The sequence below is a fragment of the Variovorax sp. V213 genome (assembly GCF_041154455.1).
In the GTDB taxonomy this organism is placed as follows: Bacteria; Pseudomonadota; Gammaproteobacteria; order Burkholderiales; family Burkholderiaceae_C; genus Variovorax.
Map to the genome: position 1 here is coordinate 4612789 of NZ_AP028664.1, position 16220 is coordinate 4629008.

Here is a 16220-nt window from a genome sequence, read left to right on the forward strand (position 1 = left end):
ACATGCGCCTCGTCAGTTGATGCCCACGTAGGCACCCTTGACGCGGTTGGCGCCGCGCGAGCGCGAGAGCACATAGTTGCCGTTGATCAGCACCTTGCCCGCGCGCGTGAGCACGATGCTGGCGTCGCCGCAGCGCAGCTCGATGCGCTCGCGCGCCTGGAGCACGACGCGCTCGCCGTCGACGTTGGCGTAAGCGCCCGCCTCGCGCGCCTGCGGTGCGTCGGTGCGCGGCGGCTGCACGCGCCCGACGATGACGGGGTGCCGCGCTTCGCCCTGCTCGAAGGCCACGACGATGGCCGCACCGGCATCGCCGGGCGCCAGGCCGACGGTGGAGAGCGCCTGCACCGGCGCCATGCCTTCCCCCAGGGTGACCAGGAAGCGCCCCTCGGCATCGAAGCCTGCAAAGACGGCCACCGCCACGCCCTGGCCCGACAGCTTCGACCAGGCCGCCACGCTGTGCAGCACGCTGCGCGCGCTCTGAAGATCGGTGTGGTCTTCCACGGCTCAGTCCTCTCCCAGGTTGGAGCCCTTGATCTTGATCGAGCCGCCAGCCTTGAAAGACGCGCTGCCGTCGGCCTTGATGGTGATCTTGGCGCCCTTGATGGTGATGCCGCTGGCGTTCATGACGATCTTGCTGCCGCCGGCCTTGAGCATGATGGTGGGTGCCTCGACCATGCAGATGGCGCCGGCCTTGATCTTGATCGGCCCCTTCGATGTCTCGGAGATCACCGCGGCCGACAGCTTGTGCGGACCGCCGACGGAGATCGACTGCAGCGCACCCACGCTGACTTTCTGCACGCCGCCCACGCTGACGATCTGCGCGCCGCCCACCGTCACGGCCTGCACGCCGCCCACGTTGATGGCCTCGCCAGCGCCCACGCTGTGCATGCGCCCCGCGCCCACGGTGTGCGCCTCGGCCACCGAGATGGTGGTGGTCTGCATGCCGTTCACGGTGTGACTGCGCCCGCCGTTGATGGTCACGGTTTCGCCGCCGTTCACGGTTTCGGTCCGGTGGCCGCCAATGGTGATGGTTTCGGTGCCTCCCACCGACTCCTCGCGGTTTGCACCAACGGAAATCGTCTGGTTCGCGCCGATGCTCTGGGTCTGGTTGCTGCCCACGGTCTCCGAGTCGTCGACATCGACGCTGTCGGTGCGGTTGTTGTGCACGGTGGTCGTCTGGTCGTGCTCTACCGTGGTGTTCATGTCGTACTGGCCGTGGATCGTCACCTTCTCCTTGCCCGCGGTATCGTCCATCGACAGTTCGTTGTAGCCCTTGCCCTTGTGCGTATTCGACTTGATGCCGCTCACCACGGCGCCCGCCGGCAGGCCATAGGGCGACATCGACTCGCCGTTGTAGAAACGCCCGACGATGATGGGCTGGTCAGGATCGCCATCGAGAAAGTCGACGATCACTTCCTGGCCGATGCGGGGGATGCTGATGGCCCCCCAGCTCTTGCCAGCCCATGGGTGCGACACGCGCACCCAGCAAGAGCTGTTCTCGTCGTTCTTTCCGTAGCGGTCCCAATGGAACTGCACCTTCACGCGGCCATGCTCCTCGGTCCAGATCTGCTCGCCGCTTCGGCCCACGACGATGGCGGTCTGCGGTCCGCGCATGGCGACGCGCGGCGTGAGCCGCGGTGGGCGCCAGGGCACGTCGAGCGGCATCACGGTCATGAGAAAGGCGCTGGTGCCGCGCTCGCCAGCATGCAGGGCGGGCGTCCCGGCCACCATGTCGCGCAGCATTGCAAGCATTCCATCGTTGACCGGATCGTCTTCGAGCGCCTCGTGCAGCACCTCGTCGACCGGGCGCCGGATCTCGTCGAAGGCGATGGACTCGTAGCCAGGGTGGCTGGCCGCGAAGGTGCAGGCGCCGATGATGTAGTCGCCATTGCGCGTGGTGTCGGGGTCGCCCTCGAAGGTGAAGCTGCGGCCCGCCGTCACATCGGGCCAGGTCGTCAGCGCCCAGTGGCGCTGACGACGGCCGATGAGTTCGTCCAGCCGTACCTGCGCCAGGTTGTCGGTGTCGTCGGTCGCGGTGTAGCCGCCCGGAAATTCGAACACCTCGAGATCGGACAACTCGTGCGTGTCCGGGTCGCCCCTGTCGGCTCGCAGCTCCTTGCTGATGACCTTGAAATCGCGATCGCGCGAAGCAAAACGGCCCGACTCGAACTGGCGCGCGCTGACCCAGCGCGTGATCTCGTTGAAGCGCGCCTCGGTGGCGTGGGTGGCTGCGTATTGCAGCGTGTCCGCGGCGGGGAGCTTGTCGTGCGCCAGCGTGCTCGTGTCCGACAGGTGCATGGTGCCGGGCGCATCGTGCGCGTCGAACCAGTAGTAGATCCCCTCCTCTTCCAGGAGCCGCGAAAGGAACTGGTAGTCGCTCTCCTGATACTGCACGCAGTAGGTATGCGGCGTGTGCGGGCCGATCACCTTGCCAGACTTGATCTTCTTGAGCCCGCTGATCCTGCTGTCCTCGAGCACCGCATCGAGCACGCCGAGCACCGGCTTTTCCTGCAGGATGCGCGAATTGATGCGCTTGGTAAGCAGCCAGAACCAAGAGCGCAGGCTGATGCGGTATTCGAAGTAGCGCCCGATCTGCGCCACCCGCGAGAAGCGCACCGCGTGGCCCTGGCAGTGGCGCTCGTGCTTGCCGTTGTCCCTGTCGGTGAATTCGATCACCACGTCGAACGACCGGCCGAGAATGTCCTTGGCGTCGATCGTCTCGTTCTCGGCCAGCACCGTCAGTTCGTAGGCCGAGGGGCGTGCGAGCACCTCGTGCCCCACGATGCGCCAGAACTTCAGCTTGTCGCTGACGGGCGAATCGCTTTTTATGCTGAACTCGTGATCGGCCATGGCGTTCGGCTCTGAGCCTCTCCTTTCCGTCCCTCTCCCTCACACTTTCCAGTTGTCCGGCGCACCCCGCATGCGGCGCGCCGTGGCGGCACCAAGGCCCCTCAGGGCGCCAGCAATAGAACGAGCGGTTGGCTGGGCACCGTGCGCACGCCCGGGCAGTTGGTGCTGTTCTGCAGCGAAACGCTGGTGAGCCGCGTGGCGGGCATGCCGTTCCACAGCACCGTGAAGGCGCCGGTGAGATGGCGGCTCGGTCCCATCACGGTGCCCGATGCGACACCCAGCAGCACGCCGGAGTTGTCGCCGTTGGTCATCGGGATCGTGGTGCCCAGGTTGTGGGCCGGCCCGCCCATGATCAGGATCGTGGGGCAGTTCGGGATCGCCATCGGCCCCATGGCGATGTTCGGGTACGGCACCGGAATCGGCGATGGCGCGGCGGGCGTGATGCAGACATCGGGAAAGCCCATGTCGGTGCCCATCAGCTGGCAGTTGGCGAACATGCTGTGCTCCGCTTCCTTCTTCCTTCAGCCGAAATGGATCTGCGCGCCGCGCGCCTTGATGAGCTCGCGGCCGTTCACCAGCGTGTGCTCGCCTTCGAGGCGAAGCAGCTGCTTCGCTTCGCACTCGAGGTGCGTGGCTGCCACGCGGTCGATGCCGTCGGTGGTGCGCAGGTAGTGTTTGCTGAAGTGCTGCACCCGGTCCATCACCGACGACAGCGCCGACCCCACGAGCTTGATGCTGGTCGCGACCACGCTGAGCTGGCGCCCCACGATGTCGGCGGTATCGGTGGCAACGCGTGTCTTCTGCGTGGCGACATCGAGTTCGTCCGACTGCAGGGCGACGCGCGCCGCCGCCAGTTCGAGCGCGCCGCCTTCCACGGCGATGCGCATGTGGTTCGGGCAGCTCACGACATTGGGCGTGCCTTCCTCGCGCTCCAGCACCGCCATGACCCAGACCTCCCGAGGGGCAATGCGCAGGCAGGCCACGCTGTCGCCGGCAGCGGGCTCGAGCAGGCAACTGGCGGCGCGCCGCGCGTGCAGCTGCAGGTCGCCGCTGGTGACCACCGGCGCGCCGCCGGCATCGGCGCCGAGGATGCCCACGCACCATTCGCCGGAAATGGCCTTGGAGGGCTCGCGCCGGCGGGCGCGAGGCGTGGCGGGTTTGAGCGTCGTGGTTTCGATCATTGCATGTTTCCCTGTCTGTCGATTCGTCGGATCAGGCGGCCAGCGGCTGCCATCGCTCGGATTCCGCCAGTTCGGGGTCGGATTCGAGCGCACGTGCGCGGTCGGTCATTTGTGCGTTCTCGGTGTTGGCGCCATGCAGCACCGTGCGCAACAGCGTGGCGCCGCGCAGGTCGGCCCCACCGAGGTCGGCATGGCGGAAGTCCGCATAGGTCAACTCCGCGCCAGTGAAGTTCGCACCGCGCAGTTTCGCGCCCGCGAAATGCGTCTGGTAGAGGTCGCAGCCGGCGAAATTAGCCTGCGCCAGGGCGGCGCCGGTGAAGAGCGCTTGCCGCATGCGCGCGCCCGAGAAATCGGCACCCTTGCCCGTGGCTTCGCAGAAGATGGTCGACGGTGCCACCGCCTTCGCAAAGCTCGCGCCTTCGAGGTTCGCATTCTGGAAATTGCACTGCTGCAACGTGATGCCGCCGAGATCGGCGCCGCTCAGATCGGCGGACGCGAACTGACATCCGTCGAGGGTCAGCCCCGCGAATGACATGCGCTTGAGCGAAGTCTTGAAGAACACGTTGCGCAGCATTCGCGCCCCTGTCCACGTCAGATGCGAAAGGTCGCATTCGGTCACGGCGGTGTATTGCCAGCTCGTGTCGTCAGCGCACACGTCGAGCAACACCGATTGACTGAACACCGCCGAATCGAGGCAGGCGCCGCGCAGGTTGGCGTGGCCCATCTTGCATTTCGAGACCGTGGCCATCGACAGCATGGCCTGTGCGAGTTGCGCATGCGTCATGTCGCACTCGGTGAAGACCGCGCCATGAAGGTTGGCCTGGCGCAAGTCCGCATGGTCGAGCACGCAGCGATTGAACAGCGCCTTGCGGAGATTGGCGCCCGAAGCGATCGCACCGCGCAGGTCGCATTGGTCGAACACGGCTTCGCGCAGGTCGGCCCCACGAAAATCCGTCTCGGCCAACCTGACCTTGGAGAAAGTTCCTCCGCCCAGCACAAGCCCGGCGTACCGCCCCTTGCCGAGATCGAGGCCTTCCAGGGCCTCCCCGATTCCGACTGCGATGCTCAATAATTCCGGACTCATGCGGCCGCCTGTTCGGGCGTCAGACGGGGCCAGGTACGCGCCCTCTTCAGCAGCGCACCGTCGAAACTCGTCGAACCATCGAGCCGCACGCGGCTGAGGTCGGCGCCGAAGAGGTTACTGCGCCGCAGATCGGCACCGCGCAGATCGGTTTTCTGCAGTATCGCGTCGGTGAAATTCACGCCAGAGAGCAATGCCTTCCTGCAGTCCGCCTTGCGCATCAGGGTGCCTTTGGCACTTGCAAGCCGCAGGTCTGCCCCCTCGAGCCGCGCGTCGCCGCAATTGGCGCCATCCAGCACCGCCCGAACCAGCTTCGCTCCGCGCAGGTCCGATGCGCCAAAGTTGAACTGGCGCAGGTTGGCCCCGCTCATGTCCGTGCCGACGAGACTGGAGTCCTTGACCGCCACGGCGCCAGCACATTGCGCAGCCACCATGTTCGCTCCGTCCAGCTTGCAGGTCGCGAAGGTGGCGCTTGCGATGTTCGCGGCATGCATATCCACGCCCGAAAGATCCGATTCCAGGAAATTGCAGACAGACAGATCCGCACCGGGCCAACGCATGCCCCTGATATCCAGCTTGTAGAAAGTCTGGCCCGCCAATTGGGCGCCTTCCCAGTCTGCGTCACCCCAGGTCGTCTCCAGCAGATTGGCCTTTGCGAACCGCGCCCGCCGCATCTGCGTGCCGGCGAATGCGCAATGCATCAGCACCGCCCCGCTGAAATCCGAGTCGTCGAAAACACCGCGGGCCAGAATGGCTTTTCCCAGGTTGGCCTTGCCGAATTTCGCGCCGATCGCAATCACGCCTTCGAGATTGGCGTGGGCCAGCACCGCGCCCGACAAATCGGCGTTCGAGAGGTTGGAGTTCCTGAAATCGACACTCTCCAGCCAGGCGCCTTCGAAGTTCACCTCGCGCAGATCGAGGCCGGACAGGTCGGCACCGGTGAAGTCGATGCCGGCAAAGAACTTGATGCCGGCTTGAACGGCACGCGACACCTCGTCCCGCAGCGTTGCCGCCTCATCGGGCGGCATTGCGAACGCCGGCAGCTGCATGTGCGCAGACTGCAGGTAGCCCATGCGGTGAGCGTCTTCCATTTGGCGCAGCTTGGGAAGCACAGGCTGGAGGTCGATGGGCCGGGTACCGGTCGCGGCCTGCGCCTGCATCTGGGCCAGGTGCTTCTCGGCGTCGTACCGGGGCGGCCCGCGGTGCTGCAGCTTCGCCAGGTCGATCTTGTTTTCTTCCGACATCGCCAGTGCTTTCTCCAGCACCGTGACCGCATCCTCGACGGCGGCCCACTGCTGCGCCTGCGCTTCCTGCATCTTCTTTTCGAGGTACGGCGGCAGCTCGTCGCCGGTCGGAACCTTCTCGCGCGGAGGCATCCGGATTCCCAGGGCATCAGGGTCCTTCCCCAACGCAGCGGCCTTTTCGCGCGCGAGTTCCACGTCGAACTGCGCGCGGCGGTACTGGGCCTCTCCCTGCAGGCCAGCCATTTCGAATGGCGCCTTGGCGGCCTCCACGTCGGGGTCCAGGGTGCAGACACCGGCGGGCAGCAGATCGCTGTCGATGATGGCGTAGATGGCCCCCATCTTCGGGTCGGCCCGCTTCGCCGCAGCATCGATGTAGTGGTGATCGGCCTTGGCTTCCGCCAGGCGCTCGACTGCGCCCAACAGGCTGACCACGTCGGAGCCATCGTCGGTGTCCACTTCGGCAAGCCCCTGGAAGATCGCGATGCAGCGTTCCGCGTGCGGAAAGAACCACACCGTGGTCAGCCGCAGCGGCACTTCCCGGATCTTGGGTTCGGCGCCTTCGACCTTGTAGCCGGCGAACACGCGTGCCCGCATGCCCGGCAACCGACCCTCGATGCGCGGCTTGTCGGGGTGCATGTGATCGAACGCGAACGCCTCGTCGCCGACCAGCGCCGTGTCCATCCACTGATCGGCCGGCGCCAGATTGAAATAGCGCCAATCGGTATCGGGAGCTAAGCCGGGCGCGTGCTCGCGCAGGTACCCCGCGTCGTAGGTGCCGCGATACTGCACGCGCTGCGGATGCATCACGTCCAATGCACCGAAACCCGCCGGGGCGATGGCCTGGTCAGGACGCTGCAATCGGTCTTGCGGCAGTTCGGTGTTCGGCAGCCAGGTCACGCCGTCCCTGGCTTGCCTCCCTCTGCCCTGGCTGTTGGATGCGAAGTCCGGGCCGCCATAGGCTGCGGACCAACCCAGCGCAAGAGACTCGAAGGGCTGAGGCGCACTGGCACGCCCGCCGTCCCAATAGCGCTCGCCAAAGACCAGTACGGTCTTTTCCCGCGCGCCAAGGCGGGCGCGAACCGCGCAAGCCTCAGGCCTGTCGCGGGGCGGAAAGGCCTTGCCGTGCACCAGGAACTCCGGGGTCAGCTTGGCGACGCCCTCGTCGATCAGGGGTTGCGCCATTTCCTTTCCAAGAAAAGACCACATCGATTGCTCCGACCAAAGGGTGCCGTTCTTGTCCTGCGCAAAAGGCAGGTGCAGGCAAGCGCTGATGGACAGGCCGTAGCGCTTGCGGAATTCGATCGGCCGCGTCGAGAGTCCGAGGGCTTGGGGCTTGAGCACTTGCATGAGGCGTGGGCTCAGCTGGCATCGGGATCGGGCATCGCTCTGCCGAGCGCATCCGCATCCGAAGCGGCACCTTGGCCGCCCAGCATGTCGGAACCGACCTGCGCCACCACACCAATGCCGAGTGATACAAGCCCCGCCTTGGCGTCGGTCGCACGACGTCGCGTGATGCGCGAAAGGGCCAGCAGCCTGTCGGCGAGTCCTGGCACCGGTGGGTCCTGAGCCGCCGCCTCTTCCGAGGCTCTCTGCAGCTTGTCGGCCGCCTTCGCATACTGCTCGAAAGTGGCGGCAACATCGACGATGGCGGACGCGGCGCCCGCCACGGCGCCGAGCCCTGCGCCCACCGCAGCTCCCATGCCCGCAGCCGGACCTCCGGCTCCCGGCGTGAAGCAGGCCAGCGCGGACTGCCTGAAGCTGGAAGTCTTCTGTTCGATGCCGGCGGCAGCGACCGTCTCCAACTTCAGTCCCGCGGTGTTGTCCATCTGCAGCCCCAGGAAATTGGACAGGCTCGCCGCAATCGCGGTTTCCATGTTCAACCCTATGAAGGTGGAACGGGCCATGCCGATGTTGGCTTCGCTGTTGTTGCCGATGTACCCGCTGCTGTTGGCGCCAAGCACCGTGGTGTTGGAGCCGATGGAAACAGCGTCGATGTCGCCCGCGGCCATCATGTCGATGCCGGTGTTGCTCATCAGCTTGATCTTGTTCGCCATCAAGGCCAGGGGGCCGGCAGGCACCGTGATGTACTTCGAGCTCGATCCGGTCACCAGCCAATCGATGTGCGCCGCCTCGAAGCTCATCTTGGCGGCCTTGTAGGTCAGGTTGCCGCTCACGGTGATGGTCTGGTTGCCGGTCACGCTGCGGGTTTCGCCGGCACGCGAGATGTCGCTGCGCGCACCGATCACTTCATGCGTGCCGGTGCCCTTCACCTTGAGCATGTCGTTGGCATCGACAAAGGTGTCTCGGTTGCCCACCACCTGGTTGTTCTGCTTGCCCTTGACCGTGTTCGTCTGGTCGACCGCCACCATGTTGGTGTCGTTGCGCGTCACCGTGCTCTTGCGGTCGCGGTCCACGTGGTTCGTCTGGTCGCGCTTGACAGTCACCGACTGGTCGCGGTCGACCGTGGTCGAGTCGTCCAGTTCCACGCTGCGGCTCATGTTGCGCTCGGCGTGGATGTTGATGTTCTCCTCGCCCTTCTTGTCCTCGAACATGATCTCGTTGTAGTTCGAGGACCCGCCGCCGGGCGTGGAGCGGGTCTTGAAACCGCTCTGCGAGGGCGACTTGTACGGGATCGGCTGGTCGTCGTTGTAGACGCGGCCGACGATGATGGGACGGTCGGGGTCGCCGTTCAGAAAATCGACGATCACTTCCTGGCCGATGCGCGGAATGAAGTAGCCGCCCCAGCCTTTGCCGGCCCAGGGCTGCGACACGCGCACCCAGCAGGTCGACTTCTCGTTGCTCTCGTCGTAGCGGTCCCAATGAAAGTGCACCTTCACGCGGCCGTGGTCGTCCACGTGGTATTCGTCGCCCTTGGGGCCCACCACGATCGCAATCTGAGGGCCGGGCATGGTCACGCGCGGCGTGAGGCGGGGCGCGCGGTACGGGCGGTCCACCGGAATCACGGTCAGCAGGAAGGCGCTGGTGCCCGGTTGCGCGGTGTGCAGCATGGGCGTGCCGGCGATCAGTTCCTCCAGCACCTGCAGCGTGTCGGCATTCACCGCGTCGTCGCGCAGCGCTTCGGACAGCGCGCTGTAGATCGGCTGCTCGGCGGCGCTGGCCGCCACGCTCTCGTAGCCGGGGTGGCTGGCCACGAAGGTGCAGGCCGCGATGATGTAGTCGCCGTCGCGCGCGCCATCCGGGTCGCCCTCGAACTTGAAGCTGCGGCCCGCGGCCACGTCGGGCCAGTTGGTCAGGGCCCAGTGGCGGTCGCGCCGCGCGTTGAGTTCGTCGCCGCGCAGCTTGGCGCGGTTCTCGGCATCGTCGCCGCTGAAGTAGCCGCCGGGAAATTCGAACACCTCGAGGCCGGCCAGTTCATGGTCGTCGGACACGTCGATGGCGGCGCCCAGCTTTTTCTTGATGGCCTTGAAGTCGCTGTCGCGCGAATCCTGCTTGCCCGTATGGAAGTGGCGCGCGCTCACCCAGCGCGAGATCTCGTTGTAGCGCGCCTCGCTCGCATCGCTGCCGGCGTGGCGCAAGGTGCCCTCCACGGACAGCTTCTCGTGCGCCATATCGCTCGCGTCCGACAGGTGCATGGTGCCCGGCGCGTCGTGCGCGTCGAACCAGTAGTAGATGCCTTCGTCTTCGAGCAGCCGCGAGATGAACTGGTAGTCGCTTTCCTGGTGCTGCACGCAGTAGCGCCGCGGGTTATGGGTACCGATGACGTTGTCGGCCTTGGTCTTCTTGAAGCGCTTGATCGGGCTGTCCTCGAACACCGCGTCCATCACCTCGAGCACCGGCTTTTCCTGCAGGATGCGGGAGTTGGCGCGCTTGGTGAGCAGCCAGAACCACGAGCGCAGCGTGATGCGGTATTCGAAGTGCCGGCCCACGTGCCCCGCGCGCACGAAGCGCACCGCATGTCCCTGGCAGTGCCGCTCGTGCTTGCCGCCGTTCTTGTCCTGGAATTCGATGACCACGTCGAAGGCCCGTCCCAGAATGTCCTTGGCGTCCAGTGCCCTGTTCTTCGACAGCACCGTGAGCTCATAGGCCGAAGGCCGCGCGAGCGCCTCGTGGCCCACGATGCGCCAGAACATCAGCTCCTTGTTGACAGGCGAATCGCTCTCGATGCGGAACTCGTGGTCGGCCATTTCGGGGGTCTCTTGTTGAAAGCCTCAATCAAAGGCGTAGGTGAAGTCGGCGTCTTTCACGTCGAGCGCCACACGGCGGATCTCACCGCCGGCGGCCAGGCGCTGCAGGTACTCGACCGAGATGGTCGGCAGCACGGTGTTGGTCAGGATCGCGTCGATCACGCGGCCGCCCGACTCCGGGTCCTGGCAACGCGCCACCACCTGCTCGACCACCGCCTCGCTGTACTCGAAGGGCACGCCATGGTTGGTTTCAACGCGCTTCTTGATGCGGCCCAGCTGCAGCCGCACGATCTTCTTCATCATCTCGGGCGACAGCGGGTAATAGGGAATGGTGACGATGCGGCCCAGCAGCGCGGGCGGGAACACCTTCATCAGCGGCGCCTTCAGCGCATCGGCCAGCGCGTTGGAATCGGGCAGCAGCTCGGGGTCGCGGCACATGCTCATCACCAGCTCGCTGCCGGCATTGGTGGTGAGCAGGATGATCGTGTTCTTGAAGTCGATCATGCGGCCCTCGCCGTCTTCCATCCAGCCCTTGTCGAACACCTGGAAGAAGATCTCGTGCACGTCGGGGTGGGCCTTCTCCACCTCGTCGAGCAGCACCACGCTGTAGGGCCGGCGGCGCACGGCCTCGGTCAGGATGCCGCCCTCGCCATAGCCCACGTAGCCAGGCGGCGCGCCCTTGAGCGTGGAGACGGTGTGTGCCTCCTGGAACTCGCTCATGTTGATGGTGATGATGTTCTGCTCGCCGCCGTAGAGCGCCTCGGCCAGCGCCAGTGCGGTCTCGGTCTTGCCGACGCCCGAGGTGCCGCAGAGCATGAACACGCCGATGGGCTTTTGCGGGTTGTCCAGCCGCGCGCGCGAGGTCTGGATGCGGCGCGCGATCATCTCCAGCCCGTGCTTCTGGCCGATGACGCGCTGGTTGAGCGTGTCGGCCAGCTTGAGCACCGCCTCGACTTCGTTCTTCACCATGCGGCCGACGGGAATGCCGGTCCAGTCCGCGACCACCGAGGCCACGGCCTGTTCGTCGACCGAAGGCAGGATGAGCGGCGACTCGCCCTGCACCGCGTGGATCTTCGCCTGCAGTTCATGCAGCTCGGCAAGCAGCGCGGTGCGGTCGTGCGGCGGGGCATCGGTGGCCGGGGCATCGGCGGGCGCATCGACGGGCTTGTTGCCCGCGCGCAGCTTGCTGCGCAACTCGAGCAAGCGGTCGACCAGCCCTTTCTCTTCCTGCCAGCGCGCATTGAGCGCATCGAGCTGCACTTTCGATTCGGCCAGCAGCGCAGCCACCTGCGTGGCGCGCTTGGTCACGTCGATGCCGATGGCTTCTTCGCGTCCGATGATCTCCTGCTCGACGGTGAGGCCTTCGATGCGGCGCATGCAGTCTTCCACCTCGGGCGGCGTGGCATGCTGCGACACGGCCACGCGGGCGCATGCGGTGTCGAGCAGGCTCACAGCCTTGTCGGGCAGCTGGCGCGCGGGAATGTAGCGGTGCGACAGCTTCACGGCCGCCTCGATGGCCTCGTCGAGCAGCTGCACGCGGTGGTGCTTCTCGAGCACGCTGGCCACGCCGCGCAGCATCAGGATGGCCTTCACCTCGTCGGGCTCGGGCACCTGCACGACCTGGAAGCGCCGCGTGAGCGCCGGGTCTTTCTCGATGTACTTCTTGTACTCAGCCCAGGTGGTGGCGCCGATGGTGCGCAGGTTGCCGCGCGCGAGCGCCGGCTTCAGCAGGTTGGCCGCATCGCCGGTGCCGGCCGCGCCGCCCGCGCCCACCAGCGTGTGGATCTCGTCGATGAAGAGGATGATGGGCGTCGGCGAGCTCTGCACTTCATCGATCACCTGGCGCAGGCGCTGCTCGAACTCGCCCTTCATGCTCGCGCCCGCCTGCAGGAGGCCGATGTCGAGCGTGAGCAGCTTCACGTCTTTCAGCTGCGGCGGCACGTCGCCGCGCGCCAGGCGCTGCGCGAAGCCTTCCACCACCGCGGTCTTGCCGACACCCGCCTCGCCCGTCAGCAGCGGGTTGTTCTGGCGGCGCCGCATCAGGATGTCGACGATCTGGCGGATTTCCTCGTCCCGCCCGGTCACCGGATCCATCTCCCCCTTCTTCGCCTTCTCGGTCAGGTCGACAGCAAACTTCTTGAGCGCATCGCCCTTGCCCATGGCCGCGGGCGCCATGGCACCCGAGTCTTCGCCGGGCGCTCCGCTGCCCATGCCGGTGCCGTCCTGCGCGCGCATCTGCGATTCGGGGGAAGGGTCGCAGATCTTCGCGAAGTTGTCGGCCAGATCCTCGACCTTCACCTTCTCGAACTGCTTCGACAAACCGAAGAGCGGGTTGCGCAGGCTCTGCGTCTTCAGCATGCCGACCAGGATGTAGCCGGTGCGCACCTGCGCCTCGCCGAACTGCAGCGTGGCGTAGGTCCAGGCACGCTCGATCGCGTTCTCGATGTGCGGAGAAAAATCGCTGATGGCGGTGGCACCCCGTGGCAGGCGGTCGAGCGCGGCCGTCATGTCCTTGGCAATCACCGACACGTCGAGCCCGTAGTGCTGGATCACGCGGTGCAGGTCGGAGTCCTGTACCTGCAGCAGCTGGGCAAACCAGTGCTCCAGCTCCACATACGGATTACCGCGCATCTTGCAGAACACGGTGGCGCCTTCGATGGCCTTGTAGGCCAGCGAGTTGAGCTTGCCAAAGAGGGCGGTGCGGCTGATTTCACTCATGGAGGACTCCGTATCTCTTCAAGACGAATGGAAGCTGGGTTTATTGAAGTGCGAGCGGTTGCGAAGGCCGTGCGCTCGCACGCATCGGCTGGCTGCCGACGCGCACGTCCGCCGCATCGCGCGCACGCTTGTGTTGCCCGAGCCAGGAGATCCACCCCAGGCGGGGCGCGTTGCCCTTGTGCTGGCCGAGCCGCGTGGCCGGAACCTCGGCCTTCTCCAGCATCAGTTCAGCGTCCCACTCGAGTTCGTCGCCCAGCAACTGCTGCATCCAGCGCTGCAGCACGGGCTGCGCATCGCCGGTGGGCAGGAACATGCGGTACTGGTCGAGCGAGAGCGGCCCCACGTGCAGCCGCACGCGGTGCTGGCGGTCCCAGGCGCGCGTGCCGAGCATGGCGCCCATGCCCATCGAGCGCGAACTCTCGCCCTGCCCCAGGCGCGTGAGTTCGCCGCCGGGCAGGCTCATCCAGTGGCCGACCCAGCGCTCCAGCGTGACCGGCACGCCGAAGTAGCTGCACAGCACCGACTCCACGCTCTCCGCGTTGTGCACGCGGCGCACCAGCCAGCCCGAGAAATGCAGCCGTGCATCGTCGTGGATCTCGTCGCGCCCCGTGCGGCCTGGCATGCCCATGCCCACGAGCGCGCCCACCTGGAGCCGAAAGCGGTCCTCGCCCGGCCGGTCGAGCGCCACCGCCGGCCGCGACTGGGCCCAGGCACGGTAGAGATGCAGCGAGAAGCGGTGCAGGAAGCTGTCGAGAAATGCCAGCCACGTCGGATCGCCATGGTTCAGGCTGCGCTCGCGGATGAAATCGCTCAGGTGCACCGGCAGCGGGCCGTTGGGACCCATGTAGCTGAAGAAATGCTGCCGCAGGCGCGGCGGCGAATCGGCGGTCGCGGGTTCGAAGCGGCTGAAGCTGGCCGGCGCGAACGACAGCGACGGCTCCTGCCCCACGCGCACCGGCTCGGCGCTCGGCAGCAGCGCGCGGCCCCAGCGCGGCGTGGTGCCGGCCACCGATTCCAGCCGCCGCATCACCGCGAAGTAGTCGTAGGACCATGGCTCGGCCGACCACGCGCGCAGCGCGCCGTCGACGCGGCCGGCTACAGAATCTGGCGTGTCCCGCACAGCGGCCTCCATCGCATGTTCTCGCCCTTGCCCGCCACGCGCAGCACGGTCTCGACGAAGTGATTGACCTCCACGTGGCGTGCGAGATAGCGCGACAGCACCGCGCCGAACAGGAAGACGCTGTGGCCGTGAAAGGCGTCCTTGTCGACCTCGACCGTCACTTCGAGCCCGCGTCCGAACGCGATCGGTCCCTTGAGCGGCAGCCGGCGCGCAACCGGCTTGCTCTTGACCGACAAGAGGCCGCGCACCTGGCCCTGGCGCATTTCGTCGGCATGCACGGCATAGAGCATCAGGGTTTCGCGCAGCGCGGCCGCGCCTTGCTCCGGCGTGCTGTCGGAGATGGAAAGGTAGTTGAGGGCGAGGTGATCGAGCACGCGCCATCCGAGCCCCTGGCTCACCACCGGCGACACCGGGCGCGAAGGCCCGCGCACCATGCGCACGCGCTGCGCGGGAAACGAATCGATGCAGTCGAAGTCGTTCTCACGGCCGAGCGGCATCAGGAGCGGCAGGTCGCGGTTGGTGCACAGCGCAGACACGGCCAGCTGCCGCAGCGCGGCCGAATAGGGTGCCTGCTGCGGATCGACGATCTGCATGTAGACCTCGGAGCCGATATGGCTGCTGCGATGGCCTTCGGTGCGCTGCCGCACCGAGAGCATGCGTGGCTCGCGCGTGGTCGTGAAGTAGGCCGGGTGGCTGTGCCGCGTGCCATGAAAGGCCGAATAGAAAGGCCGGAAGAGCTGCTCCGCCGCGGCAGCATCGGCACCGGGCGCGCCGTGGCCGACAACCTCGGTCACCGTGTGCACCTCGAAGTCTTGCGGCCGCGTGCGGTCGGGCACCAGGTGGAACTGGCTCACGCCTTCGGTCAGCGGCACGCGGTCGAGCCGCTTGTTGAACAGGTTGACGATCGGCACGCAGTGCAGCTGCACGTTGTCCGCGCCCACCAGCTTTTCGAGCGCCGCATCGCCGCGCGAGAACAGAAGCACCAGTTCGATATCGGCCACCGCCATGGTGGACAGCAGCGCCTGCAGGCCCGAGATGCGAATGAACTGGAAGCGCTGCGGAAACGCGAAGTATTCCTGCAGCAGCCGGAAGCCCGAAAAGCCGGTGGCAGTGACAGGCAACAGTGCCTCGTCGTCCTCGAAACCCACGGCCCCGATGGCGCTCGCGGGCAGGTTCTGCGCCGCGCCCTGCAACGCGCCGGTGGGCGACAGCGGCCGCACCATCACGCCGATGGGCTGCCCCAGCGCGCATTCGTGCAGCTGCCACGCCACGTCTTCGGCGCCGCCCAGGTGCAGCACCAGTTCGTCGATGGCGATCTGGCTGAACTTCAGGCCCGCGGTGGCATGCAGGCCGATGCGCAGCCCGCCGCGAATCGCACGCGACTGCGGATGCGTGTTGAGCGGCAGGTCCGGCGCATAGGTGAAGTACTGCGCGCGCTGCACCTCGATCGGCCAGAGCCGCAGCGCGCTCGCGGTGCGGAACTCGCAATGCGTGTTCTGCCCCACCGCCTGCCGCGCGCGCAGCCCGCTGCCGCGCGGCAGCGTGGGCCCGGTGGCCAGGTTGGCATCGTCGGGGTCGTGCGCGAACGAGGCCACGGCCATGGCCGGCGTGGGCGCCAGGAAGTTCGGGTAGACGATGTCGAGCAGGTGGCCCGTGAAGCGCGGGTATTCGGCATCGAGCTTGAGGTTGACGCGCGCCGAGAGAAAAGCCGTGGCTTCGATCAGCCGCTCCACATACGGATCGGCGACTTCCTGGCCCTCGATGCCCAGGCGGTGCGCGATCTTGGGAAACGCGCGGGCGAACTCCGAGGAGCTCTCGCGAAAGTAGCGCAGCTCCTGCTCGTAGAGGTTCAGCAACCGGGGGTCCACGGCATCACTCCAG

General features: G+C 66.5%; 10 protein-coding genes. All 10 read right to left on the minus strand.

Going from position 1 to position 16220, the window contains the following annotated elements; all coding sequences use genetic code 11:
* Positions 1-12: 12 nt before the first annotated feature.
* Positions 13-501, minus strand: coding sequence for a DUF6484 domain-containing protein (locus tag ACAM55_RS21870; protein ID WP_369653533.1), 489 nt, complete (start codon positions 499-501; stop codon positions 13-15).
* 3 nt (positions 502-504) lie between these two features.
* Positions 505-2850 (minus strand): type VI secretion system Vgr family protein, encoded by a 2346-nt coding sequence (locus tag ACAM55_RS21875; protein WP_369653534.1) that lies wholly within the window; start codon positions 2848-2850, stop codon positions 505-507.
* 101 nt (positions 2851-2951) lie between these two features.
* Positions 2952-3347 carry a DUF4150 domain-containing protein gene (locus tag ACAM55_RS21880; RefSeq protein ID WP_369653535.1) on the minus strand — a complete coding sequence of 132 codons (396 nt, stop codon included), beginning with the start codon at positions 3345-3347 and terminating at the stop codon, positions 2952-2954.
* Between the two features lie 24 nt (positions 3348-3371).
* Complete coding sequence (locus tag ACAM55_RS21885) at positions 3372-4031, minus strand: DUF3540 domain-containing protein (RefSeq protein ID WP_369653536.1); 660 nt, start codon at positions 4029-4031, stop codon at positions 3372-3374.
* Positions 4032-4062: 31 nt separating this feature from the next.
* A complete protein-coding gene (locus tag ACAM55_RS21890) occupies positions 4063-5115 on the minus strand; it encodes a pentapeptide repeat-containing protein (protein WP_369653537.1) in 1053 nt (350 codons plus the stop codon).
* Positions 5112-7703, minus strand: a complete 2592-nt coding sequence (locus ACAM55_RS21895; RefSeq protein WP_369653538.1) for a DUF2169 domain-containing protein — start codon at positions 7701-7703, stop codon at positions 5112-5114. Before ACAM55_RS21895 ends, ACAM55_RS21890 begins: the two co-directional genes overlap by 4 nt.
* Positions 7704-7714: 11 nt before the next feature.
* Complete coding sequence (locus ACAM55_RS21900; protein WP_369653539.1) at positions 7715-10501, minus strand: type VI secretion system Vgr family protein; 2787 nt, start codon at positions 10499-10501, stop codon at positions 7715-7717.
* 24 nt (positions 10502-10525) lie between these two features.
* A complete protein-coding gene (gene tssH, locus ACAM55_RS21905) occupies positions 10526-13219 on the minus strand; it encodes a type VI secretion system ATPase TssH (protein ID WP_369653540.1) in 2694 nt (897 codons plus the stop codon).
* A gap of 40 nt (positions 13220-13259) precedes the next feature.
* On the minus strand, positions 13260-14339 hold the full coding sequence (gene tssG / locus ACAM55_RS21910) for a type VI secretion system baseplate subunit TssG (protein WP_369653541.1): 1080 nt from the start codon (positions 14337-14339) through the stop codon (positions 13260-13262).
* Positions 14315-16207, minus strand: coding sequence for a type VI secretion system baseplate subunit TssF (gene tssF, locus ACAM55_RS21915; RefSeq protein ID WP_369653542.1), 1893 nt, complete (start codon positions 16205-16207; stop codon positions 14315-14317). The genes tssG and tssF overlap by 25 nt, the downstream gene beginning before the upstream one ends.
* Positions 16208-16220: the final 13 nt, after the last annotated feature.